The sequence below is a fragment of the Lysobacter sp. KACC 24251 genome (assembly GCF_057747755.1).
Genome location: NZ_CM173222.1, coordinates 2,672,192 through 2,694,463, shown reverse-complemented (window position 1 = coordinate 2,694,463; position 22,272 = coordinate 2,672,192). Strand labels below are relative to the sequence as shown.

Below are 22,272 nucleotides of genomic sequence, written 5' to 3'. Positions count from 1 at the left end.
CGCGCCCGTAACGATCATTTGGAGAGAGATACATGAATTATCGCAATCCGCGCTCCGCAGTGCGGCTGGGCATGCTGCCCGCCGGCATCGCGATCGCGCTCGCCCCGGCGTTTGCTGGCGCGCAGGAGCAGGCTGACGAGGGCGCAACCACCCTCGATCGCATTGAGGTGACCGGTTCGCGCATTCGTGGCGCCGACATGGAAACCCAGCAGCCGATCATCACCATCGGCCGCGAGCAACTGCAGCAGCAGGGCTTCGTCTCCGTTGCCGACGTGCTGCAGAACCTGACCTCGGCGGGTTCGCCGGCGATCGCCCGCGCCGAAGTGCTCGCCTCGGGCGAGAACGTCGGTGGCTACTATGTCGACCTGCGTAATCTCGGCGCGCAGCGCACGCTGGTGCTGGTCAACGGCAAGCGTCTCGGCGCCACCACCGGCGGCCTGCAGGACCTCAGCCAGATCCCGATGTCGGCCATTGACCGCATCGAAGTCCTGAAGGACGGCGCTTCGGCCATCTACGGTTCCGACGCCATCGCCGGCGTGGTCAACGTGATCACCCGCAAGCGCTTCGAGGGCGCGGAAGCCAATGCCTATTTCGGCCAGTACAGCGAAGGCGACGGCGGCAAGCAGACCTACGACTTCACCGTCGGCGCCGTGGGCGACCGTGGTGGCGTGACCGCATCGGTCGAGTACTCGAAGGAAGATCCGGTGTGGGCCAAGGACCGCTGGTACAGCGCGTCCGGCAACGCCGGTCCCAAGTACCCGGGCTCGGGCTGGAGCGTGGTCAGCCAGAATGGCTCGTTCTTCGGCCCCTGCGGCGCCAACGGCGCCAACACCTGGTGCACCTACGACGGCAGCGGCGACCCGACCAGCATCTCCAACTTCCGCCCGCACGTTGCGTCGGACAATGCCAACAGCAACGAGCAGATGATGGCGCAGACCGCCATCGAACGCCGCTCGGTGTTCGTCAACGCCAACTACGACATCGTTGAGAACGTCACGTTCAACGCGGACATGCTGTACAACCACCGCTCCACGCTGCAGCAGGTGGCGGGCTACCCGTACCAGTCCGGCGCGTTCGGCACCCCGCTGTCCGCAGACAGTGCGTTCAACCCGACCAACTCGGACGTCCAGTTCCGTCGTCGCCTGTGGGAAGTGCCGCGCACCACCAACAGCGAGCTGGAAACCTACCGCTTCGCCGGTGGCTTCAACGGCTTCTTCGAGATGGCCGGCCGCACGTTCGATTGGGACATGGGCGCGATGATGAATCGCAACAACCTGACCAAGTTCGGCCATGGCGACATGAGCCTGCTGGCCAGCCCCCAGGCCCTCGGCCCGTCGTTCATCAACGCCAATGGCGTCGCGCAGTGCGGCACGGCGGCCAACCCGATCCCGCTGGGCACCAACCTGGGCAGCGGCGAATGCATGCCGTGGAACCCGCTCCTGCCGTACGGCGTGGACGGCCCGGGCTCGCTGTCCGATCCGGCGCTGCAGGCGTTCCTGTTCCCGTACTACGCCGACACCGGCCGCACCACCACCACCAGCTACACCGCCAACCTCGCCGGTTCGCTGTTCGAACTGCCGGCCGGTGAGCTCGGCTTCGCCGTGGGCGTGGAGCACCGCAAGGAAGACGGCCGCTTCGTGCCGGACGCCTTCAACCAGTCGGGCATGAGCACCGGCCTGCCGGCCACCACCACCCAGGGCGGCTACTCGCTCGACGAGGTGTACCTGGAGCTGAACATCCCGGTCCTGTCTGACCTGCCGTTCGCGAAGGAACTGACCTTCAACGTCGCCAGCCGTTACTCGGACTACAGCAACTTCGGCGACACCACCAACAGCAAGTTCGGCTTCACCTGGCGTCCGCTGGATGAACTGCTGGTCCGCGGTACGTATGCCGAAGGCTTCCGCGCCCCGACCATCGACAACCTGTACGGTGGCGTGGGTGGCAGCTTCGAGTACTACACCGACCCGTGCGGCAGCACCTCCTCCGGCAGCGTGGCCGGCAATGCCGCCTGCACCAGCGCCGGTGTTTCCCCGACCTACGTCCAGCTGGGCCAGGGCGGCGCGCTGTGCACCACCTTCCCGTGCCAGACCGGCTATCAGTTCCTGACGGGCTCCAACCCCAACCTGACCCCGGAAACCGCCGAAAGCCAGACCATGGGCATCGTGTGGAGCCCGCGTTGGGTGCAGGGCCTGGACTTCACCCTCGACTGGTACAAGGTCACCATCGAGAACGTGATCAGCGACGACAGCGTCGATGACATCCTGGGCGATTGCTACCGTCTCGGCATCTCGGCGCGTTGCGAAGGCATCGTCCGTGACCCGGCGACCGGCGCCATCACGTTCATGCAGTACGGCCTGACCAACAAGGGTGCCGTGGAGACCGAGGGTTACGACTTCGGTGCCAAGTACCGCCTGCCGGAAACCGCGTTCGGCAAGTTCACCTTTGACTGGCAGAACAGCTACGTCAGCTACTACCGCATCAAGGCTGATGACGCGCCGGACACCGCGTGGACCAACTACACCGGCCGCGGCCCGAACTTCCGTCTGCGCTCCAACCTGGGCGTGAACTGGGAGATGGGCGCATTCGCCGCCAACTGGACGACGCGTTACTACTCCGGCATGAGCGAAGCCTGCACCCGCGCGGCTGAGTGCACCGACCCGCTGTACTCCTCGCCGGACACCAATGCTCCGGGCAAGGTGTACCCGCTGCGTCGCGTGAGCGGCAACGCTTTCCACGACCTGCAGGTCAGCTGGAAGGCTCCGTGGAACGCCACCGTGGCCCTGGGTGCCAACAACGTGACCGACCACAAGGGTCCGATCATGTTCTCGGCCCCGAGCAGCCAGTACCCGTACTACGGCGGCTTCGACATCGGTCGCTTCTACTACCTGAAGTACCAGCAGCGCTTCTGATCCCTCAGAAGTTCTGTGCGACACCCGCTGCGGCCCCTTTTGGGGCCGCAGTTCTTTCTGGGGCCTTGGGGCGGTCGGCCGGCGGTGTGCAGGATATGAAGCAGACCACGACCGTCCATGAAGCTGCAGGTGCCATGCATCCACCTCCCGCTGCGCTTCGACGCGGCGCTCCTCGCCCGCGCGGGTCGACGCGCTCGGCGAAGGCCTCTGGCGCCTTGCCGGGGCGTAGCCACCGGTGGCGACGCGGCCAACGAGGCCTTCAGCGCTGCCATGCGCCCCCACGAGCTGGATCGCTGCCCGTACTTGTGACAGGTGTTCCAGTCCATGGGCGCCACGGTCGGCCGCCGCTGACTGATGCGCCTGTCAGACCCCGGGGAAGTCACCGGGCACGTGGACCCGGGCTACTCCGCGTGATGGCGGACGCATTGGCGCCCGCCATCGCCTGACATTCAGAAGTTCGGCTTGTCCGCACTATCCTCGTAGCGCTTCATCGCCTCGACCAGCACGGCCTTGGCCTCCGCCGCGTTGGCCCAGCCCTCGATCTTGACCCACTTGCCCTTCTCAAGATCCTTGTAGTGCTCGAAGAAGTGGCCAATGCGGTCCAGCCAGTGCTGCGAGACCTGCTCGATGTCGGTGATATGGGCGTAGCCGCCGAAAATCTTCGGTACAGGCACGGCGATCAGCTTCTCGTCGCTGCCGGCCTCGTCGGTCATCTTCAGCACGCCGACCGGCACGCAGCGGATCACCGAGCCCGGCACCAGCGGCAACGGCAGGATCACCAGCACGTCGGCGGGATCGCCGTCGCCGCAGACGGTGTGCGGCACGTAGCCGTAATTGCACGGGTAGCGCATGGGCGTCGACAGGATGCGATCGACGAAGATCGCGCCGGAAGCCTTGTCGACCTCGTACTTGACCGGCTCGGCGTCCTTGGGAATTTCGATGATGACGTTGATCTCATCCGGCGGATTCTTGCCGGTGGGGACGAGGTCCAGGCCCATTACGTGCTCCAACTGGTGGGGCCGCCAGAAGGTGGCGCGCCCGTGGGGAAAATAGGGCGCCCATTTTACGCGTCCCGCTGCTGCGGCGCAGCAAGGCCGTTGGTCGAGGGTTCCCCGGCCGGTGCGGCCTTTCCATCAGGCGCGGCCAAAGAAAAACGGCGATCGGGGGGATCGCCGTTGAAGGCCCGGGGTTTCCCGGGCGGTCTGAAGCCCCCCGGCCGCGCCGCGCCGGGGGTGGAGAGATCCAGTTACAGCAGCGGCACCAGCAGCAGCGCCACGATGTTGATGATCTTGATCAGCGGGTTGATGGCCGGGCCGGCGGTGTCCTTGTACGGGTCGCCGACGGTGTCACCGGTGACCGCCGCCTTGTGCGCCTCGCTGCCCTTGCCGCCGTGGTGGCCGTCCTCGATGTACTTCTTGGCGTTGTCCCACGCACCGCCGCCGGTGGTCATCGAGATCGCCACGAACAAGCCGGTGACAATCGTGCCGATCAGCAGGCCACCCAGCGCCTTCGGCCCCAGCAGCAGGCCCACCAGCACCGGCACCACCACCGGCAGCAGCGACGGCACGATCATTTCCTTGATCGCCGACTTGGTCAGCATGTCGACGGCCTTGTCGTACTCGGGCTTGCCACTGCCGTCCATGATTCCCGGGATGGTGCGGAACTGGCGCCGCACTTCCTCCACCACCGCGCCGGCGGCACGGCCGACCGCCTCCATCGCCATCGCGCCGAACAGGTAGGGGATAAGGCCGCCAATCAGCAGGCCAATGATCACCATGTGGTCGGACAGGTCGAAGCGCAACGCCTCGGCCACCACGCCCGTAGCCGCCGCCTCGGCCGCGGCGGCCGTCTCCAGGTTGTGGGTGTAGTCGGCAAACAGGACGAGTGCGGCAAGAGCGGCCGAACCGATGGCGTAGCCCTTGGTCACCGCCTTGGTGGTGTTGCCGACCGCGTCCAGCGGGTCGGTGATGCTTCGCACTTCCGGTGGCAACTCGGCCATTTCGGCGATGCCACCGGCGTTGTCGGTGATCGGCCCGTAAGCGTCGAGCGCGACGATCATGCCGGCCATCGACAGCATGGCCGTCGCGGCGATGGCGATGCCGTACAGCCCCGCCAGCGCGTGGGCGAAGTAGATGGCCAGGCACACCGCGATCACCGGCAGCGCGGTCGACTTCATCGACACGCCCAGGCCGGCGATGATGTTGGTGCCATGTCCCGTGGTCGAGGCAGCCGCCACGTGCTGCACCGGCTTGAACTGCGTGCCGGTGTAGTACTCGGTGATCCACACGATCGCGCCGGTCAGCGCCAGGCCGATCAGCGCGCAGCCGAACAGGTTCATCGCGCCCAGCGGCGAGCCGCCCATCAGTTCGGTGGTGATCGGGTAGAACGCGACCGCCGCCAGGACCGCCGAGACGATCACGCCCTTGTACAGCGCGCCCATGATCGAGCCGCCATCCTTCACCTTGACGAAGAACGCACCGATGATCGAGGCGATGATCGACACGCCGCCCAGCACCAGGGGGTACAGCACCGCGTTCGGTCCGATCTGCGTGGCCATCAACCCGCCCAGCAGCATCGTGGCGATGATGGTGACCGCGTAGGTCTCGAACAGGTCAGCCGCCATGCCGGCACAGTCACCGACGTTGTCGCCCACGTTGTCGGCGATCACCGCCGGGTTGCGCGGGTCATCCTCGGGGATGCCGGCCTCCACCTTGCCCACCAGGTCCGCGCCGACGTCCGCGCCCTTGGTGAAGATGCCGCCGCCCAGTCGCGCGAAGATCGAGATCAGCGAGGAGCCGAACGCCAGGCCGACCAGCGCGTGCAGCGCGTCAGCCTCGGCGTAGCCCAGGTGCAGGTGCAATACGGCGAAATAGCCGACCACGCCCAGCAGTCCCAGGCCCACCACCAGCATGCCGGTGATGGCGCCGCCGCGGAACGCCACGTCCATCGCCGGGCCCATGCCCCGGCGCGCGGCTTCGGCGGTGCGCACGTTGGCCCGCACCGACACATTCATGCCGATGTAGCCCGCCGCGCCCGACAGGACCGCACCGATCAGGAACCCGATCGCGGTGGGCCAGTTCAGTGCGAAGCCGATCACCAGGAACAGCACGGCTCCGGCGATGCCAATGGTCGTGTATTGGCGGTTGAGGTACGCGCGCGCGCCTTCCTGGATCGCGCCGGCGATCTGTTGCATGCGTTCGTTGCCGGCGGGTTGCGCGTTGATCCATCGCGCCGAGATGATCCCGTACAGGATCGCAATGACGGCGCAAACCAGCGCCAAGGTCAAACCGTGCTGCTCCAGCATGAACCCCTCCCCAAGAGTGGACACCAGGACTACGGATACGGCTTCATCGATGTGGCCGCGCGGGCGCTGTGGGGGGCCCGGCAACGATTCGACTATGGCACATGCCCGCTCAGGCGCGCACCCCGTGAACACCGGGTTCAGTCCGCCCGTGCCAGCCTGCGACCTGGTTCACGAATGTCGGGAGTGCCCATGCCGATGCTCCGCCGCCCCTCGGTCGCGCTGGTCGCGCTGGCCGTGCTGGCCCCACTGGCTCCGCCGGCGCTGGCCGCCGAACCCCAGCCGGAGATCACCCGCGCCGCGGCCAAGCCGCAGACGACCGGCGTGCTCCATACCGTGCGCGCCATCCCCGAGGCCTGCGCGCGGCTCGAAGGCGCGTTCACCGGGCAGATGGCCGAGCCCTACAGCTTCGCGGTGGTGCGCACCAGCGCGAATTGCCAGGCACGTGCGAGTTTCGTCGATGCAGCCAAGGCCAAGCCATCGACGCAGGCCGGCTGGGTACTCAACGACCTGATCCGCGTGCCCAGTTCCAGCTGTCCGTCGCAACAGGCCGTGGTGCGGGTGTGGCGCAAGCCGGGTCGCGCCACCCCGCCAGCGCTGGATGCGCAGGGCCGCGCGCGGATCTACCTGCAGGAGGCACGGAAACTGGATGGTGCCGCCACCGCCGCTGTGACGTTGTTCACTGCGACGATGGCGCTCGAAGGCACAGCTTGCCGCTGACGCGTGATTATTCGGTCCATCCGTCCAGCGTTCTGGGCACGGGCACGTTCTTCAGCGTCACATACTTGGGAAGGCCATCACGCCCATACGGCGGCGGCGCCTCCCCCCGGATCAGCGGCTCAAGGTAACGGCGCGCGCTGTCGGTGATCCCGTAACCATCCTTGCGGATGAAACCCGCCGGCATCTTCTTTTCATGGTTGGCGACCCTGGAAAGCGGCGCGGCCTCGATCTTCCAGCGATACGGTGCGTCGGACGTCCGCACGATCACCGGCATCACCGCGTTCATGCCCTTCAGTGCGTAGTCCACCGCGGCCTTGCCCACCGCCTCGGCCTGCGCCAGGTCGGTCTTTGAAGCCAGGTGCCGCGCCGAGCGTTGCAGATAATCCGGCAGGGTCCAGTGCACCTTGTAGCCCAAGGCGTCCTTCACTCGCCCGGCCAGGTGCGAGGCCACGCCGCCCAGTTGGGTGTGGCCGAAGGAATCCTTGCCGCCGCCTGCATCGGCCACGAACTTGCCATCCGGGGTCTGGATGCCCTCCGACGCCACCACCACGCAGTAGCCCACGCGCTCCACCGTCGCCTTCACCTTGGCGAAGAAGTCCGCCTCGTCGTAGGGCCGCTCGGGGAACAGGATCAGGTGCGGGGCGGCGTCTGCGCCTTGGCCCGCAAGCCCGGCCGCCGCCGCCAGCCACCCGGCGTGTCGACCCATGGCCTCGTACACGAAGACCTTGGTGGAGGTCTCGGCCATCGCCGCCACGTCCAGCGCCGCCTCGCGTATGGATACCGCGGTGTACTTGGCCGCCGAGCCGAACCCGGGGCAGCAGTCGGTCACTGCCAGGTCGTTGTCCACGGTCTTGGGCACGCCGACGCAGGTCAGCGGGTAGCCGAACTCCTTTGCCAACTGCGATACCTTGAGCGCGGTGTCGGCCGAGTCGTTGCCGCCGTTGTAGAGGAACCAACGCACGTCATGCGCGCGAAATACCTCCAGCAACCGCTCGTATTTCGCCCGGTCCTGCTCCAGCGACTTCAGCTTGAGCCGGCACGAGCCAAACGCACCGCCCGGGGTGTGGGCGAGGGCGCGGATCGCCGCTATCGACTCCTTCGAAGTGTCGATCAGCTCCTCGCGCAAGGCGCCGAGGATGCCGTTGCGCGCGGCCAGCACCTTGACCTTGCGGGCCCGCGCGGCCTGGATCACGGCCGAGGCGCTGGCGTTGATGACGGCGGTGACACCGCCGGACTGCGCATAAAGTAGGGTTCCGGAGGGCATGCTGGTTTCAGTGGTACAGGCCGGGATGCGGTAAAGTGACCAACGTTGACGCCCGGCAGATGGGGGCCGCACACCCCGAGTGTAGCGCCGCATCCGCCGTTGGCGACCCCGGTCCGGCCGGGGTGGGGCCCCCACGCCCATACCCGAATTTTCCGTTTCAGGAGTCACGTTGATGCGATTGGTTCTTCTCGGTGCGCCCGGTTCCGGCAAGGGCACGCAGGCCGCCCGCCTGAAGGAGCACCTGCAGGTGCCGCACATCTCCACCGGTGACCTGCTGCGCGCCGAAGTGGCCGCCGGCAGCAAGCTCGGACTGGAGGCCAGGGAAGTCATGGCCCGCGGCGAGCTGGTCAGCGACGCGATCCTGCTGGGCATGCTCGAGGACCGCGTCTCGCGTTCCGACACCGCCAATGGCTTCATCCTCGATGGCTACCCGCGCAACCTGGCCCAGGCCGATGCGCTGGACGCCCTGCTCAAGCGCATCGGCAAGCCGATGGACTACGCCGTGCAGCTGGAAGTGCCGACCGAGCTGCTGGTCGAGCGCATCGCCGGCCGCGCGGCCGCCGAAGGTCGCGCCGACGACAACCCCGAATCCGTGCGCAAGCGCCTGGAGGTCTACGACAGCCAGACCGCGCCGGTGATCGAGTTCTACCGCCAGCACGGCCAGCTGACCGTGGTCGATGGCGTGGGCGCGCTGGACGAGGTGTTCACGCGTCTGGTCAGCGCGCTGTCGCCGACCGCCGAGGTGGGGTGATCCGCGCTTGAAGCTGCACATCCTCGGCATCGCCGGCACCTTCATGGGCGGTGTCGCCGCCCTCGCACGCGAACTCGGGCACGAAGTCGAGGGCAGCGACCAGGCGGTGTATCCGCCGATGTCCACCCAGCTCGAGCAGTTGGGCATCACCCTGAGCCAGGGCTATCAGCCGGAACACATCTCCGCCGATTGCACGGAGGTGGTGGTTGGCAACGCCCTCTCGCGCGGCAACGCCGCGGTCGAGCAGGTGCTCGACGATGGGCGCAAGTACACATCGGGCGCGCAGTGGCTGAGCGAGCACGTGCTGCCCGGTCGCGACACCCTGGCGGTCGCCGGCACCCACGGCAAGACCACCACCACCAGTATCCTGACCTGGTTGCTGGAGGCCGCGGGGCGCAAGCCCGGCTTCCTGATCGGTGGCGTGGCCGAGGACTTCGGCGTGTCCGCGCGCGTGGGCGAGGGCCGCGAGTTCGTGGTCGAGGCCGACGAATACGACACCGCGTTCTTCGACAAGCGCAGCAAGTTCGTCCACTACCGTCCACTGGTCGCGATCCTCAACAACCTCGAGTACGACCACGCCGACATCTTCCCCGATGTGGCCGCGATCCAGCGCCAGTTCCACCACCTGGTGCGCACCGTGCCGCGCCGCGGCCGCCTCATCGTCAACGGCGAGGACAAGTATCTGGCCGAAGTGCTGGCGATGGGCTGCTGGACGCCGGTGGAAACCTTCGGCCTCGATGCGAGCCTGATCCCGCAGGCGGCCCGTCACGAGGCACACGGTGATCGTGCCGACGCCGCCAGCGCCGCGCGCAGCGGCTTCAATTGGACCGCGCGCCTGCTCAGTCCCGACGGCACCGCCTTCGTCGTAGTGCACGATGGCGTCGACCTTGGCGAGGTGCACTGGCCGCTGGTCGGTCGGCACAACGTGATGAACGCACTCGCGTCGCTGGCCGCCGCGCATGCGGTCGGTGTCGACGTCGCGTCCGTGCTGCCGGCGCTGGCGCGCTTCCGCAGCGTCAAGCGTCGACTCGAGGTCATCGGCGACGCTGGCGGCATCACCGTCTACGACGACTTCGCCCACCACCCCACGGCCATCGCCACCACGCTCGCTGGCCTGCGCGCACGCGTGGGTGACGCGCGTATCGTCGTGGCGATGGAGCCGCGCAGCAATTCGATGCGCCTGGGCGCGCATGCGGAGGCGTTGGCGCCCTCGCTGGACGGTGCCGACGTGGTCGTGTTCCTGCACCGCCCCGAGCTGGCGTGGGATGCCGGCAAGGTGGTCGCGGCGGTCCGTGGCGAGGCAGTGACTGCACCGGATTCCGACGCGCTGATCGCTGCGCTGCGTGCACGGGTGCGTGCCGGAGACCATGTGGTCTTCATGTCCAATGGTGGCTTCGACGGCGCGCCGCGCCGCTTCCTCGCCGCGCTCAAGGGCTGAGTTCGGCCTCTTCGCCGGTGCGCAGTCGCAGCACCGGCATGCCACCGGTGGGATGCAGCTGCTCCATTGGCGCGAAGCGCTGCAGATCCCTGCGAATCAGCGCGTAGGTGGCATGGCTGTCGGGTGCAGGGCGCCACAGCGACACGACATTCAACGGGCGCCCCAGTTGCAGGGTCTGTGCGGTGCCGATCCACAGCGGTGTGCCATCGCTGAGTGCCACCGGCGCATGCCACAGCCGTAGCGCGTGCAATTCACTGGCCGCCGTGCCTGCGCGCACCATCAGCAGGGCCTCGGCCTGGGCGTCGAGGGTGGCGGGCAGCACCGGGTATTTCGACGGTGCTCGGCTGCTATCGAGCAGGCCAATCGTGCGCACCCAGTCGGCCTGCGGCTGCACGCGCCAGCCTTCCGCTTCCAGCGCTTGGCGCAGCGGCGCCAACGGCCCGGCCACCTGCACATCCAGCGGCCAGCGCCGACGCACGTCTGATTCGCTGCGGCGCTCGGGGAGACTGCCCCAGTCGCGTTGCCACCACTCTGCGGGGGCCACCACCCGCGTGGGCGGCGGCGCGGTGAACTTGGCCAACAGCGGGTCGGCGGCATGCGGCGCATGCCACGCCGCCGCCAGCACGAAGCTGCCGTAGAACACCCAAGCCAACGGCCGCATCCAGAACGACCGCGCGACGTGCCGCCGGTAGGCGATGCCCAGGACCAGCAGCCACAGGATGCCCAGCAGCGTGCCGCCGACCAGGTCCGACAACCAGTGCGCGCCCAGGTACAGGCGGGCGAAGCCGATCACCGTGGTCACCACGCCGGCCAACAGATACGGCCAGACGCGCTTGCGCCCGGGCAGTTCGCGCGCGATCAGCACCGCGAAGAAGCCGAACACGATGGTGGACATCGTCACCGCCACTGACGGGAAGCCGAATCCCGCTGGCGCCGTGGGCGGCCGTGGCATCATCACGGCGGCCTCCAGCAACGTGGTCAGCACCAGTCCGAACACGATCGCGGCCAACCAGTGCGCGGCCGCCATCCAGCGCCGCCTCCACAGCAGGTAACCCATGGTCAACGACGCCGCGGCGCCCAGCGTGGCCGGATCGCCGAGGCTGGCCAGGGCGGCCATCAGGCGGTCGGCGAGCGGATTGCGCAGCGTCCACATGAAGCTGTTGAGCTGGTGGTCGATGGCCAGCGGTCCGCCGTTGGCCAGCAGCAGCGCGGCGAGCGTGAACCAGGCCCAGCCGATGCCGAGCAGGCAGACGCCCAGGATCACCAACGAGGGCGATTCGGGTCGGTTGGGGTCCATCACTGCCGCCGCATAGCGTCCCAGTCGAGGGTGCGCCCGCGTCCAGGCCAACGCTTTCGCCAGCAACGCGTCGGCGTGCTCGGCGAACCAGCGCCAGGTGTACAGCACGCACGCCCACACCAGGGCCACCGCCACGGCCAGTGACGCCAGCACCAGTGCGAGCCTGTCTGCCACCGCCGCCACGGCGTCATAGGAGGCACCCAGCACCCAGCCCGGCGCCAGGAACAGCGCCGCCCACAGGATTGATGCGGCCAGGCTCGGTGGTACGTAACGCTTGACGGGCATCCGCAGCATTCCGGCGATGGCCGGCACGAACGGCCGCACCGCCCCCACGAAGCGGGCGATGAAGATGCTCTTGATCCCGTGCCGGCGGAACATCGCCTCCGAACGCGTCAGCCACTGCGGGTAGCGCGAGAACGGCCACGCCTGCTGCAGCCCCGCGCCCCAGCGGCGCCCCACCCAGTAGCTCAGCAGGTCGCCCGCGAACGCCCCGAGCGCCGCGCAGGTCACCGCATAGGGGCCGTTGATGTGCCCCAGTCCAACCAGCGCGCCCACGGCGAACAGCAGCGGCAACGCCGGCACCACGATCCCGAGGATCACCAGCGCATCACAGAACGCAATCAGGAACGCGATGGCCCCCGCGGCGACCGGGTGTGCGCTGATCCATGCGGTCGCGGTTTCGAGCCAAGCAGGTTCCATTGCCGGATTATAGGCAGCCGATCACGCAATGCCGGTGTCAGCGCGGTCGGATGCGCCGATTCCGTACACTGGAACCATGTCCATTCCCCCCATCGAAGTCACCGCGCTGAAGGCTGACAGTTTTGGCCGGATTGCCCTGATGCGAGGGCAAGACGGCCCGTTCGTCCGCCGCGACCTGGGCTTCGTCCCCGTGTGGCTGCGCCTGCCCGCCTGGTGGCTGGCCCGGCGCGAGGCGTTGGCGCTTCGCCAGATCGACGGCTTGCCCGCCACGCCGCGCCTGCTGGACTGGGACGGGCGCCGGCTCGACCGCAGCTACATGGACGGCCATGCCATGTACCAGCGACCGCCGCGAGGGGATATTGCGTACTTCCGCCAGGCCCGGCGCCTGCTGCAGCAACTGCACCGCCGCGGGCTGGCGCACAACGACCTCGCCAAGGAGGCCAACTGGCTGGTGCTGCCCGATGGCGCACCCGCGATCATCGATTTCCAGCTCGCGACCCGGGGGCATCCGCGCGCGCGTTGGATGCGCCTGCTGGCGCGCGAGGACCTGCGCCACCTGCTCAAGCACAAGCGCACCTACTGTCCCGAGGCGCTTACCCCGGTGGAGCGGCGCGTGCTCAAGCGCCACTCGTGGGTGCGCGAGCTGTGGTTCGCGACCGGCAAGCCGGTGTACCGCTTCGTGACCCGCCGCCTCCTGAAATGGGAGGACAATGAAGGGCAGGGGCCCAAGCCCTGAACCAAGGCACCGCTGCCAACGAGAACCCGCAATGACCACCCTGTCCGGCAAGACCCTCTTCATCACCGGCGCCTCCCGCGGCATTGGTCGCGCCATCGCCCTGCGCGCCGCGCGCGACGGCGCCAACATCGCCATCGCATCGAAGTCGTCGGTACCCAACCCCAAGTTGCCGGGCACGATCCACAGCGTGGCCGCCGAAGTCGAGGCCGCGGGCGGGCAGGCCATCGCCCTGCGCTGCGACATCCGCGAGGAGGACGAAGTGCGTGCGGCGGTTGCGGCCACCGTTGATGCCTTCGGCGGCATCGACATCCTGGTCAACAACGCCAGCGCGATCTGGCTGCGCGGCACGCTCGACACGCCGATGAAGCGCTTCGACCTGATGCAGCAGGTCAATTCGCGCGGCAGTTTCCTGTGCGCTCAGGCCTGCCTGCCTTACCTGCTGCAGGCGCCCAACCCGCACATCCTCACCCTGGCGCCGCCGCCCACCCTCGACCCGAAGTGGTGGCGACCGCATACCGGCTACACCTTGGCCAAGATGGGCATGAGCTTCGTCACCCTGGGTCTGGCCGCCGAATTCGGCCCGCAGGGTGTTGCCGTGAATGCGTTATGGCCGCGCACCATCATCGCCACCGACGCGCTCAACATGATCCCGGGCGTGGACCTGCAGGGTTGCCGCAAGCCGGAGATCATGGCCGACGCCGCGCACGCAGTGCTGGTGCGCCCGGCCGCGGGCTTCCATGGTCAGTTCCTCATCGATGACGAGGTGCTGCGCGAGGCCGGCGTCAGCGATTTCAGGGGCTACGCGGTTGACCCCACGCGGCCGCTGCTGCCCGACCTGTTCCTGTAACCGGAGACCCCCATGAAATATCTCCACGCCATGGTCCGCGTCCGCGACCTGGACGCCTCTCTCCGCTTCTTCTGTGAAGGCCTTGGCCTGCAGGAAACGCGCCGCAAGGACTACCCCGAGGGCCGCTTCACCCTGGTGTACTTGGGTGCGCCGGCCAATCCCGAGTCCGAGATTGAGCTGACGTACAACTACGACGACGAGGACTACGGCACCGCGCGAAACTTTGGCCACCTCGCGTTCGAGGTCGACGATATCTACGCCACCTGCTCGCACCTTCAGGCGATGGGCATCACCATCAACCGTCCGCCGCGCGATGGCCACATGGCCTTCGTGCGCTCGCCCGACTTGATCTCGGTGGAGCTGTTGCAGAAGGGCGGCCGCCTGCCATCGCAGGAGCCCTGGGCGTCGATGCCCAACTCTGGCGTCTGGTAACCCGCTGGGGCGACGCGTGGAACGCGCGCGCCCCCACCCGCTCACCCGCCTTGGCCGGATGGGTCCGGCAGCGCATGGCCGCAGGCGCGGCAGAAGTTGGCCCCCGGCTCGTGTCCCTCCACCCCGCACCCTGGGCAGCCGCGCCGGTCCGGGCGGCCGGAGTCCTTCGCCTCACGCAGGCTGAACGCCAGTTCCGTCGTGTAGATGCCGGTGGGCACAGCAATCACGCTATAGCCGATCAGGATGAGCGCCGAGGCGATGAAGCGGCCCAGGCCGGTCTGTGGGGCAATGTCCCCGTAGCCCACGGTTGCCATCGTCACCACCGCCCAGTACATGCTCGCCGGAATGCTGGTGAACCCGTTCCCCGGACCCTCGACCACGTACATCAGCGCCGCGAAGATCACCACCACTGTCAGGATCGCGCTCAGGAACACGAATAGCTTGCGACGGCTACGCCACAGCGCCGTGGCCAGCACGCTGCCTTCTTCCACGTACTGGGTCAGCTTGAGGATGCGGAACAGGCGCAACATGCGCAGCACGCGCACGACCAGCAGGCTCTGGCTGCCGGGCAGCAGCACCGACAGGTAGGTCGGCAGGATCGACAGCAGGTCGATGATGCCCCACAGGCTCAGCGCGTAACGCAGCGGGCGCCGGACCACCATCAGGCGAACCGCGTATTCGACCGTGAAAAGCACCGTGAACGCCCACTCCAGCGGATACAGCCAATCCGCGTGGCGAGCGTGGAACGACGCGGCGCTGTCGGCCATGACCACCAGCACGCTGGCCACGATCGCCCCGATCAGCACCAGGTCGAAATTGCGCGAGGGAGGCGTGTCGTGGCGGTAGATGATGTCGAACCACGTCCGTCGCAAACCGGACTCCGTTGCGGGCTCGAGTTGGGGGTCGATCAGCAGTCGCATGGGATCCCTCCTGACCTGATTCTGCCCTAAGCCGCCCCAGCGCCGCGACGCGGGCAGGCCAAGCCAAGCACGCACCGCCGCGATGCGCGAAAATGGCGGCGCATTCCCTCCGCCCACGCCCATGACCAGCCAGACCGCCGACCTCTACGCCCTCGCCGAACGCTACTACCTTCCCGTCTACCGCCCGCGCCGCATCGTGCTCGACCGTGGCCAGGGATCGCGTGTATGGGATCGCGAGGGCCGCGAATACGTCGATTTCGGCGCCGGCATCGCGGTGAATGCCCTCGGCCATGCGCATCCGGCCCTGCTGGCGGCACTGACCGAGCAGGCCGGCAAGCTATGGCACACCAGCAACGTCTTCGTCAGTGAACCGCCCCTGCGCCTGGCCGAGGCGCTGGTGGCCGCCTCGGGATTCGCCGAGCGGGTGTTTTTCTGCAACTCCGGTGCCGAAGCCAACGAGGCCGCGATAAAGCTCGCGCGCAAGTGGGCCAGCACGCAGGGGCGCCCGCCCGAGCGCCGGGTGATCCTCAGCTTCCGGGGCAGCTTCCACGGCCGCACCCTGGCGGCGGTCACCGCGACCGCCCAGCCCAAGTACCAGGAAGGCTACGAGCCCTTGCCGCCCGGCTTCCGCTACAGCGATTTCAACGACCTGGCCGCGGCCGAGGCGGCGATGGCCGCCGGTGATGTCTGCGCCGTGCTGGTCGAGCCGGTCCAGGGCGAAGGTGGCGTCACGCCGGCCACCGATGCCTTCCTCACTGGCCTGCGCGCGCTGTGCGACCGCCACGGCGCCCTGCTGATACTCGACGAGATCCAGTGCGGCATGGGCCGCACCGGTCACCTGTTCGCCTGTCACGGCTACGGCGTCACGCCGGATGTCGTCACCCTGGCCAAGGCGCTGGGCAGCGGCTTTCCCATCGGCGCCATGCTGGTCGGCCAAAAGGCTGCGGAAACCATGCAGTTCGGCGCCCATGGCACCACGTTCGGGGGCAACCCCCTGGCCACGGCGGTGGCGGGCGCCGCACTCCGGGAGCTGTCGTCGCCCGCCCTGCAGGCCAATGTCGTACGCCAAGCGCAGGCGATCCGCGATGGCCTCGCCGCAATTGATGCCCACTTCCACCTCTTCAGCGAGATCCGCGGCCGCGGCCTGATGCTGGGGGCGCAACTGCGCCCCGAGCATGCGGGCAAGGCCGGCGAAATCCTGGATCGCTGCGTCGAGCATGGCCTGCTCACCCTCCAGGCCGGCCCGGACGTACTGCGTTTCGTGCCCGCGCTCAACATCAGCGACGAAGACGTGGGCGAAGGCCTGGCACGCCTGCGCGCCGCCCTTGCAGACGTCGTGCGCGGCTGAGCCGCTGTCACCGCGAAGAAACGCTTCATGCAGCGGATTGTGATCATCGGCAACTCGGGATCCGGAAAGTCGACCCACGCCAGGGCCATGGCCGCACGCCACGGCCTTGCGCACCTGGATCTGGACACCATTGCCTGGCAGCCCACCGCGCCGACCACCCGACGCGCCTTAATTGACAGCGCCCTGGCCATTGCCGCCTTCCAGGCCAAGCACCCCGGCTGGGTCATGGAAGGTTGCTACGCCGACCTGGCGGAACTGGCGCTGGCGCATGCGACGCGCCTCGTGTTCCTCAATCCGGGTGTTGAGGCATGCATTGCCAACTGCCGGGCGCGGCTGTGGGAGCCGCACAAGTACTCCAGCGCGGCCGCGCAGGATCGCAACCTGCCCATGCTGGTCGAATGGGTGCGCGGCTACGACACCCGCGACGATGAGTTCTCGCGGCGCCGCCACCGCGAACTGTTCGATCGCTTCAACGGCGACAAGCAGGAGCACGTCCAGCTGCCGCCGCTGGCCTAGGGACGCAGCCCCTACTGGTCAGTACTCACCCGGCCGCGGCCACCGCGAACGCCTCGCGCGCCGCCGCCACGGTATGGGCGATCTCGGTCTCTCCGTGCGCGCTGGACACGAACCCGGCCTCGAATGCCGACGGCGCCAAGTACACGCCGCGCTCCAGCATCGCGTGGAAGAAGCGGTTGAAGCGGGCGGTGTCAGACGCCTTCGCATCCTCGAACGTTTCCACCGCCCCCTCGCGGAAATACAGGCCGAACATGCCCGGCGCGCGCGTGGTGCTGAACGCGACGCCCGCGTCGCGCGCGGCTGCCTCCAGTCCGTCGCACAGCGCATGCGTGCTGCGCTCGAGTCCGTCATGGAAGCCCGGCGCCTGGATCAGGTCCAACGTGGCCAACCCTGCTGCCATCGCCACCGGATTGCCGCTCAGCGTGCCGGCCTGGTAGATCGGCCCCGCCGGCGCGATCTGCGACATCAGGTCGCGACGGCCACCGTAGGCGCCCACCGGCATGCCGCCGCCGATGATCTTGCCGAACGTGCTCAGGTCCGGGGCGATCCCATAACGCTGTTGTGCACCGCCCAGCGCCACGCGGAAGCCGGTCATCACCTCGTCGAAGATCAACAGCGCACCGTGCTGCGTGCACAGCGCGCGCAGGTGCTGCAGATAGCCGTCGCGCGGCAGGATGCAGTTGGCGTTTCCGACAATCGGTTCGATGATCAGGCACGCGATCTCGCTGCCCACCTCGTCGAACAGCTTGGTCGCCGCCTCGAAATCGTTGTAGGGCAGGGTCAGCGTCAGGTCGGCCAGCGCCGACGGCACGCCCGGCGAATTCGGCAGGCCCAGCGTCATCACCCCGCTGCCGGCCTTCACCAGGAAGCTGTCGCCGTGGCCGTGGTAGCAGCCCTCGAACTTGACGATGCGCGAACGCCCCGTCGCGCCGCGCGCCAGCCGGATCGCCGACAGCGTCGCCTCGGTGCCCGAGTTCACCATCCGCACCATCTCGCAACTCGGCACGATGCGGGTGATCGCCTCGGCCATGGTCACTTCCAGTGCGTTGGGCACGCCAAAGCTCAAGCCGTCGCGCATGGTTCTCGCCACTGCGTCCAGCACCTGCGGGTGCGCATGACCGGCGATCATCGGCCCCCACGAACCGACGTAGTCGACGTAGCGGTTGCCGTCCACGTCGTACAGGTACGCACCCTCGGCGCGCTGCGCGAAGAACGGCTCGCCGCCCACCGAGCGGAAGGCGCGCACCGGCGAATTGACGCCGCCCGGCAGCAGTTCCTGGGCGCGGATGAAAAGGGCGTGGGAGCGTTCGGTATTCATGGTCAACCTTGGTCGGAGGTGCCGGCATGGGCCGGCGTCGGTCGGGAAAGGGAAGCCTGCGCAGGAGCGACTTGGCTCAGGGCGATGCCGGGTCTGGGGATGTGTCGAAGCAGCGCTGATAGGCGCGCACCGCGGCCGCCGGATCCGGGGCGTCGAACACTCCGGAAATCACCGCCAGCAGTTCGCAGCCGGCTTCGACCAGCGTGCGCCCATTGTCCGGCGTGATGCCGCCGATGGCCACCCGCGGCACGCCGAGTGTGGCGCTGCCGTGCACCAGGTCCAGCGATGCACGGCGCGCCTGAGGTTTGGTGGGCGACGGAAAAAACGCCCCGAACGCGATGTAGCTGGTACCCGCGTCGACGGCGTCGCGTGCGAGATCCAGTGAGTCGTAGCAGGACGCGCCGAGGATCGCGGCAGCGCCCAAGGCCGCCCGCGCCGCCCGCAGCTCGCCGTCGTGCTCGCCCAGGTGGGCGCCATCCGCGCCAATATCCGCCGCCAACCGCCAATCATCGTTGACGATGAGGGGCACCGAATGCCGTGAGCACAGCGCCAGCAAGGCCTGCGCCTGCATACGACGCGTGGCGTCGTCGACGCGCTTGTTCCGGTACTGCAGCATCGCCACACCCGCCGCCAGCGCGGCATCCACCCGCGCCAGCAGGCGTGGAGTGTCCACTTCGTCGGGAGTGATGGCGTACAGGCCGTGGCGCGGCCAGCTAGGCGACATGGGCAGCTTCCGTGGTCGCGGGGCCAATGGGACAATGCCCGCCCGCAATCAATCCATTATCCGCCCATGACCGACCCGTCCGCGACCGCCCCCTACCGCACCTGGATGTGCGTTGTCTGCGGTTTCATCTATGACGAGGCCGCGGGATTGCCGGAAGAGGGTATTTCGCCCGGAACCCGCTGGGGGGATGTGCCCGACACGTGGACGTGTCCGGATTGTGGCGTGGGCAAGGACGATTTCGAGATGACCGAGGTCTGAGCGGATTGCGGACGCCCCGTTAACCTAGGGCCCGCCCACAGCCCCGGCGGGCCGCCGTCCCGCGCTCAGGGCACTTGGATGCCAGGCCCGAACGTCAGCTCGGCCCCGTCCTCCAACCCCAGCTTCCTGGCCTCACCGGCATTCAGTTCCAGCACGAACCGGGCAGGCGCCGCACTGGGGTAGGGCGGACAGGCGTCACCCAGCGTGCACGGCGGTACGTCCCGCTGCTGGGACACCAGCCGCCGCGCGTCGTCGAAATAGAGGATGTCCAGCGGAATCCGGGTGTTTTTCATCCAGTACGCCTGCATCTCCGCGCGCTCGTGGATGAACAGCATCCCCTGCTCGATGGCCAGCGAGTCCCGGAACATCAGGCCGCGCGCGCGCTCGGCGTCGTCATCGGCAATCTCCACCGTATATCGGGCGCCGCCCAACTCCACCCAGGCGCCCTGGGGCGCAGTGGCGCAGCCGCCCATGACAGCAGAAAGCGCGGCGCAGGCGGCAATCAGGTGGAAGCGCATGGCGGACCTCGGGCAGGAAGGATGCGCATTGTTCGCAGCCGGCCGCGTGATGCGTCAAGCACGGGTATGCAACTGCCTCTTCCATGCGTGAGCGGGCAGTGGGCAGCCAACTCGCGAACACCCCTTCCCAAACGCGTTGTGCATGTGCACAATGCGCGCCCCGCTGAGGCGTTTCGACGCAGTGAGCGGGGCGCGGAAAGTGGTGGTGACGGAGGGTCTTGACGAATCCGGAAGCTGCTGTAGGATGCGCGGCCCGGTTGTCGGAAACGGCTTCGGGGCGGCAGGAAAATCACGAAACGGGCTGTTGACGAAACGTGAAGACTTGCTAGAATGATCGACCCACCCGACGGAAACGACGCGGTGGGGCAGCAAAAAAGATTCGGTTGACGGTGTTGACGGAATCCAAAACTGCTGTATAGTGTGCGGCTCCCTCGGGCACTTTGGTGACGATGGAGTGAAGGACGAAGCGCTGAGGCTGAAGTCCTGGATCTTTGAAAGTATGCGCAGGTGACTTGTGCGGGCGTCTGACCGGTGGATGGTTGTCCATCAGCAGACGTTCAACAAAGAACCGATCAATTCAAGCATGCAAATGCAAGTAGTGATTCGGGCTTTGGACGAAGTCTGCACTCAAGTAATTAGATGGTCTTCGGACTGTCGAAAAATTTAAGTGAAGAGTTTGATCCTGGCTCAGAGTGAACGCTGGCGGCAGGCCTAACACATGCAAGTCGAACGGCAGCACAGCAGTAGCAATACTGTGGGTGGCGAGTGGCGGACGGGTGAGGAATGCGTCGGAATCTGCCTTTTTGTGGGGGATAACGTAGGGAAACTTACGCTAATACCGCATACGACCTACGGGTGAAAGTGGGGGACCTTCGGGCCTCACGCAGAAAGATGAGCCGACGCCGGATTAGCTAGTTGGCGGGGTAAAGGCCCACCAAGGCGACGATCCGTAGCTGGTCTGAGAGGATGATCAGCCACACTGGGACTGAGACACGGCCCAGACTCCTACGGGAGGCAGCAGTGGGGAATATTGGACAATGGGCGCAAGCCTGATCCAGCCATGCCGCGTGTGTGAAGAAGGCCTTCGGGTTGTAAAGCACTTTTGTCCGGAAAGAAAAGCTTCGGGTTAATAACCTGGAGTCATGACGGTACCGGAAGAATAAGCACCGGCTAACTTCGTGCCAGCAGCCGCGGTAATACGAAGGGTGCAAGCGTTACTCGGAATTACTGGGCGTAAAGCGTGCGTAGGTGGTTTGTTAAGTCTGATGTGAAAGCCCTGGGCTCAACCTGGGAACGGCATTGGATACTGGCTTACTAGAGTGCGGTAGAGGGTAGTGGAATTCCCGGTGTAGCAGTGAAATGCGTAGATATCGGGAGGAACATCTGTGGCGAAGGCGACTACCTGGACCAGCACTGACACTGAGGCACGAAAGCGTGGGGAGCAAACAGGATTAGATACCCTGGTAGTCCACGCCCTAAACGATGCGAACTGGATGTTGGGTGCAACTTGGCACTCAGTATCGAAGCTAACGCGTTAAGTTCGCCGCCTGGGGAGTACGGTCGCAAGACTGAAACTCAAAGGAATTGACGGGGGCCCGCACAAGCGGTGGAGTATGTGGTTTAATTCGATGCAACGCGAAGAACCTTACCTGGCCTTGACATGCACGGAACTTTCCAGAGATGGATTGGTGCCTTCGGGAACCGTGACACAGGTGCTGCATGGCTGTCGTCAGCTCGTGTCGTGAGATGTTGGGTTAAGTCCCGCAACGAGCGCAACCCTTGTCCTTAGTTGCCAGCACGTAATGGTGGGAACTCTAAGGAGACCGCCGGTGACAAACCGGAGGAAGGTGGGGATGACGTCAAGTCATCATGGCCCTTACGGCCAGGGCTACACACGTACTACAATGGTGGGGACAGAGGGCTGCAAGCCGGCGACGGTGAGCCAATCCCAGAAACCCCATCTCAGTCCGGATTGGAGTCTGCAACTCGACTCCATGAAGTCGGAATCGCTAGTAATCGCAGATCAGCATTGCTGCGGTGAATACGTTCCCGGGCCTTGTACACACCGCCCGTCACACCATGGGAGTGGGTTGCTCCAGAAGTAGCTAGTCTAACCGCAAGGGGGACGGTTACCACGGAGTGATTCATGACTGGGGTGAAGTCGTAACAAGGTAGCCGTATCGGAAGGTGCGGCTGGATCACCTCCTTTAGAGACTAAAGACAGCAAATTGCCTGTCAGGCGTCCGCACAAGTGACCTGCATTCAAAGTTCCTGGT

At 66.9% G+C, this 22,272-nt stretch carries 18 protein-coding genes and 1 rRNA gene; 11 read left to right on the top strand and 8 right to left on the bottom strand.

What is annotated here, in order from left to right; translation table 11 throughout:
• Window positions 1-32 precede the first annotated feature (32 nt).
• The gene (locus AC3ARF_RS12525) at window positions 33-2,909 is read left to right on the top strand and encodes a TonB-dependent receptor plug domain-containing protein (protein WP_498928399.1); all 2,877 of its coding nucleotides are present in this window, start codon (window positions 33-35) and stop codon (window positions 2,907-2,909) included.
• Window positions 2,910-3,358: 449 nt separating this feature from the next.
• Here the strand turns inward: AC3ARF_RS12525 and ppa are convergent, their stop codons facing one another.
• Together ppa and AC3ARF_RS12515 are read right to left on the bottom strand one after the other, a co-directional pair.
• The gene (gene ppa, locus AC3ARF_RS12520; RefSeq protein WP_498928397.1) at window positions 3,359-3,907 is read right to left on the bottom strand and encodes an inorganic diphosphatase; all 549 of its coding nucleotides are present in this window, start codon (window positions 3,905-3,907) and stop codon (window positions 3,359-3,361) included.
• Window positions 3,908-4,155: 248 nt separating this feature from the next.
• On the bottom strand, window positions 4,156-6,213 hold the full coding sequence (locus tag AC3ARF_RS12515; protein WP_498928395.1) for a sodium-translocating pyrophosphatase: 2,058 nt from the start codon (window positions 6,211-6,213) through the stop codon (window positions 4,156-4,158).
• A gap of 189 nt (window positions 6,214-6,402) precedes the next feature.
• On the opposite strand from AC3ARF_RS12515, the gene AC3ARF_RS12510 reads away from it, so the two are divergent.
• Entirely contained in the window at window positions 6,403-6,930 is a 528-nt protein-coding gene (locus tag AC3ARF_RS12510) for a hypothetical protein (RefSeq protein WP_498928393.1), read from the top strand.
• Between the two features lie 7 nt (window positions 6,931-6,937).
• On the opposite strand, the gene AC3ARF_RS12505 is transcribed toward AC3ARF_RS12510, so the two are convergent.
• The gene (locus AC3ARF_RS12505; protein ID WP_498928391.1) at window positions 6,938-8,194 is read right to left on the bottom strand and encodes a 6-phosphofructokinase; all 1,257 of its coding nucleotides are present in this window, start codon (window positions 8,192-8,194) and stop codon (window positions 6,938-6,940) included.
• A gap of 172 nt (window positions 8,195-8,366) precedes the next feature.
• On the opposite strand from AC3ARF_RS12505, the gene AC3ARF_RS12500 reads away from it, so the two are divergent.
• Entirely contained in the window at window positions 8,367-8,945 is a 579-nt protein-coding gene (locus tag AC3ARF_RS12500; RefSeq protein WP_498928389.1) for an adenylate kinase, read from the top strand.
• Window positions 8,872-10,383, top strand: coding sequence for a Mur ligase family protein (locus tag AC3ARF_RS12495; RefSeq protein WP_498928387.1), 1,512 nt, complete (start codon window positions 8,872-8,874; stop codon window positions 10,381-10,383). The genes AC3ARF_RS12500 and AC3ARF_RS12495 overlap by 74 nt, the downstream gene beginning before the upstream one ends.
• On the opposite strand, the gene AC3ARF_RS12490 is transcribed toward AC3ARF_RS12495, so the two are convergent.
• The gene (locus AC3ARF_RS12490) at window positions 10,373-12,379 is read right to left on the bottom strand and encodes a bifunctional DedA family/phosphatase PAP2 family protein (protein ID WP_498928385.1); all 2,007 of its coding nucleotides are present in this window, start codon (window positions 12,377-12,379) and stop codon (window positions 10,373-10,375) included. The genes AC3ARF_RS12495 and AC3ARF_RS12490 overlap by 11 nt on opposite strands.
• A 76-nt stretch (window positions 12,380-12,455) precedes the next feature.
• On the opposite strand from AC3ARF_RS12490, the gene AC3ARF_RS12485 reads away from it, so the two are divergent.
• Genes AC3ARF_RS12485 through AC3ARF_RS12475 form a run of 3 tightly spaced genes read left to right on the top strand, consistent with a single transcriptional unit; the run spans window position 12,456 to window position 14,394 of the window.
• The gene (locus AC3ARF_RS12485; protein WP_498928384.1) at window positions 12,456-13,115 is read left to right on the top strand and encodes a protein kinase family protein; all 660 of its coding nucleotides are present in this window, start codon (window positions 12,456-12,458) and stop codon (window positions 13,113-13,115) included.
• 31 nt (window positions 13,116-13,146) lie between these two features.
• Window positions 13,147-13,962 (top strand): SDR family oxidoreductase, encoded by an 816-nt coding sequence (locus AC3ARF_RS12480; protein WP_498928382.1) that lies wholly within the window; start codon window positions 13,147-13,149, stop codon window positions 13,960-13,962.
• 12 nt (window positions 13,963-13,974) lie between these two features.
• Window positions 13,975-14,394, top strand: a complete 420-nt coding sequence (locus AC3ARF_RS12475; protein WP_498928380.1) for a VOC family protein — start codon at window positions 13,975-13,977, stop codon at window positions 14,392-14,394.
• Window positions 14,395-14,435: 41 nt separating this feature from the next.
• On the opposite strand, the gene AC3ARF_RS12470 is transcribed toward AC3ARF_RS12475, so the two are convergent.
• On the bottom strand, window positions 14,436-15,314 hold the full coding sequence (locus AC3ARF_RS12470; RefSeq protein WP_498928379.1) for an ion transporter: 879 nt from the start codon (window positions 15,312-15,314) through the stop codon (window positions 14,436-14,438).
• Between the two features lie 121 nt (window positions 15,315-15,435).
• Between AC3ARF_RS12470 and AC3ARF_RS12465 the strand changes: the two genes are divergently transcribed.
• Both AC3ARF_RS12465 and AC3ARF_RS12460 read left to right on the top strand, forming a co-directional pair.
• Entirely contained in the window at window positions 15,436-16,662 is a 1,227-nt protein-coding gene (locus AC3ARF_RS12465; RefSeq protein WP_498928377.1) for an acetylornithine/succinyldiaminopimelate transaminase, read from the top strand.
• Between the two features lie 27 nt (window positions 16,663-16,689).
• Window positions 16,690-17,178, top strand: a complete 489-nt coding sequence (locus tag AC3ARF_RS12460) for a P-loop NTPase family protein (RefSeq protein WP_498928375.1) — start codon at window positions 16,690-16,692, stop codon at window positions 17,176-17,178.
• A gap of 25 nt (window positions 17,179-17,203) precedes the next feature.
• On the opposite strand, the gene hemL is transcribed toward AC3ARF_RS12460, so the two are convergent.
• Window positions 17,204-18,496 (bottom strand): glutamate-1-semialdehyde 2,1-aminomutase, encoded by a 1,293-nt coding sequence (gene hemL, locus AC3ARF_RS12455; protein ID WP_498928373.1) that lies wholly within the window; start codon window positions 18,494-18,496, stop codon window positions 17,204-17,206.
• A gap of 76 nt (window positions 18,497-18,572) precedes the next feature.
• A complete protein-coding gene (thiE, locus tag AC3ARF_RS12450; protein WP_498928371.1) occupies window positions 18,573-19,220 on the bottom strand; it encodes a thiamine phosphate synthase in 648 nt (215 codons plus the stop codon).
• A gap of 66 nt (window positions 19,221-19,286) precedes the next feature.
• Here thiE and AC3ARF_RS12445 point away from each other — a divergent pair, with 66 nt between their 5' ends.
• A complete protein-coding gene (locus tag AC3ARF_RS12445) occupies window positions 19,287-19,478 on the top strand; it encodes a rubredoxin (RefSeq protein ID WP_498928369.1) in 192 nt (63 codons plus the stop codon).
• A gap of 65 nt (window positions 19,479-19,543) precedes the next feature.
• Here AC3ARF_RS12445 and AC3ARF_RS12440 read toward each other — a convergent pair whose 3' ends face one another.
• Entirely contained in the window at window positions 19,544-19,996 is a 453-nt protein-coding gene (locus AC3ARF_RS12440) for a DUF192 domain-containing protein (protein WP_498928367.1), read from the bottom strand.
• Window positions 19,997-20,660: 664 nt separating this feature from the next.
• Between AC3ARF_RS12440 and AC3ARF_RS12435 the strand changes: the two genes are divergently transcribed.
• Window positions 20,661-22,205 (top strand): 16S ribosomal RNA (locus AC3ARF_RS12435).
• Window positions 22,206-22,272: the final 67 nt, after the last annotated feature.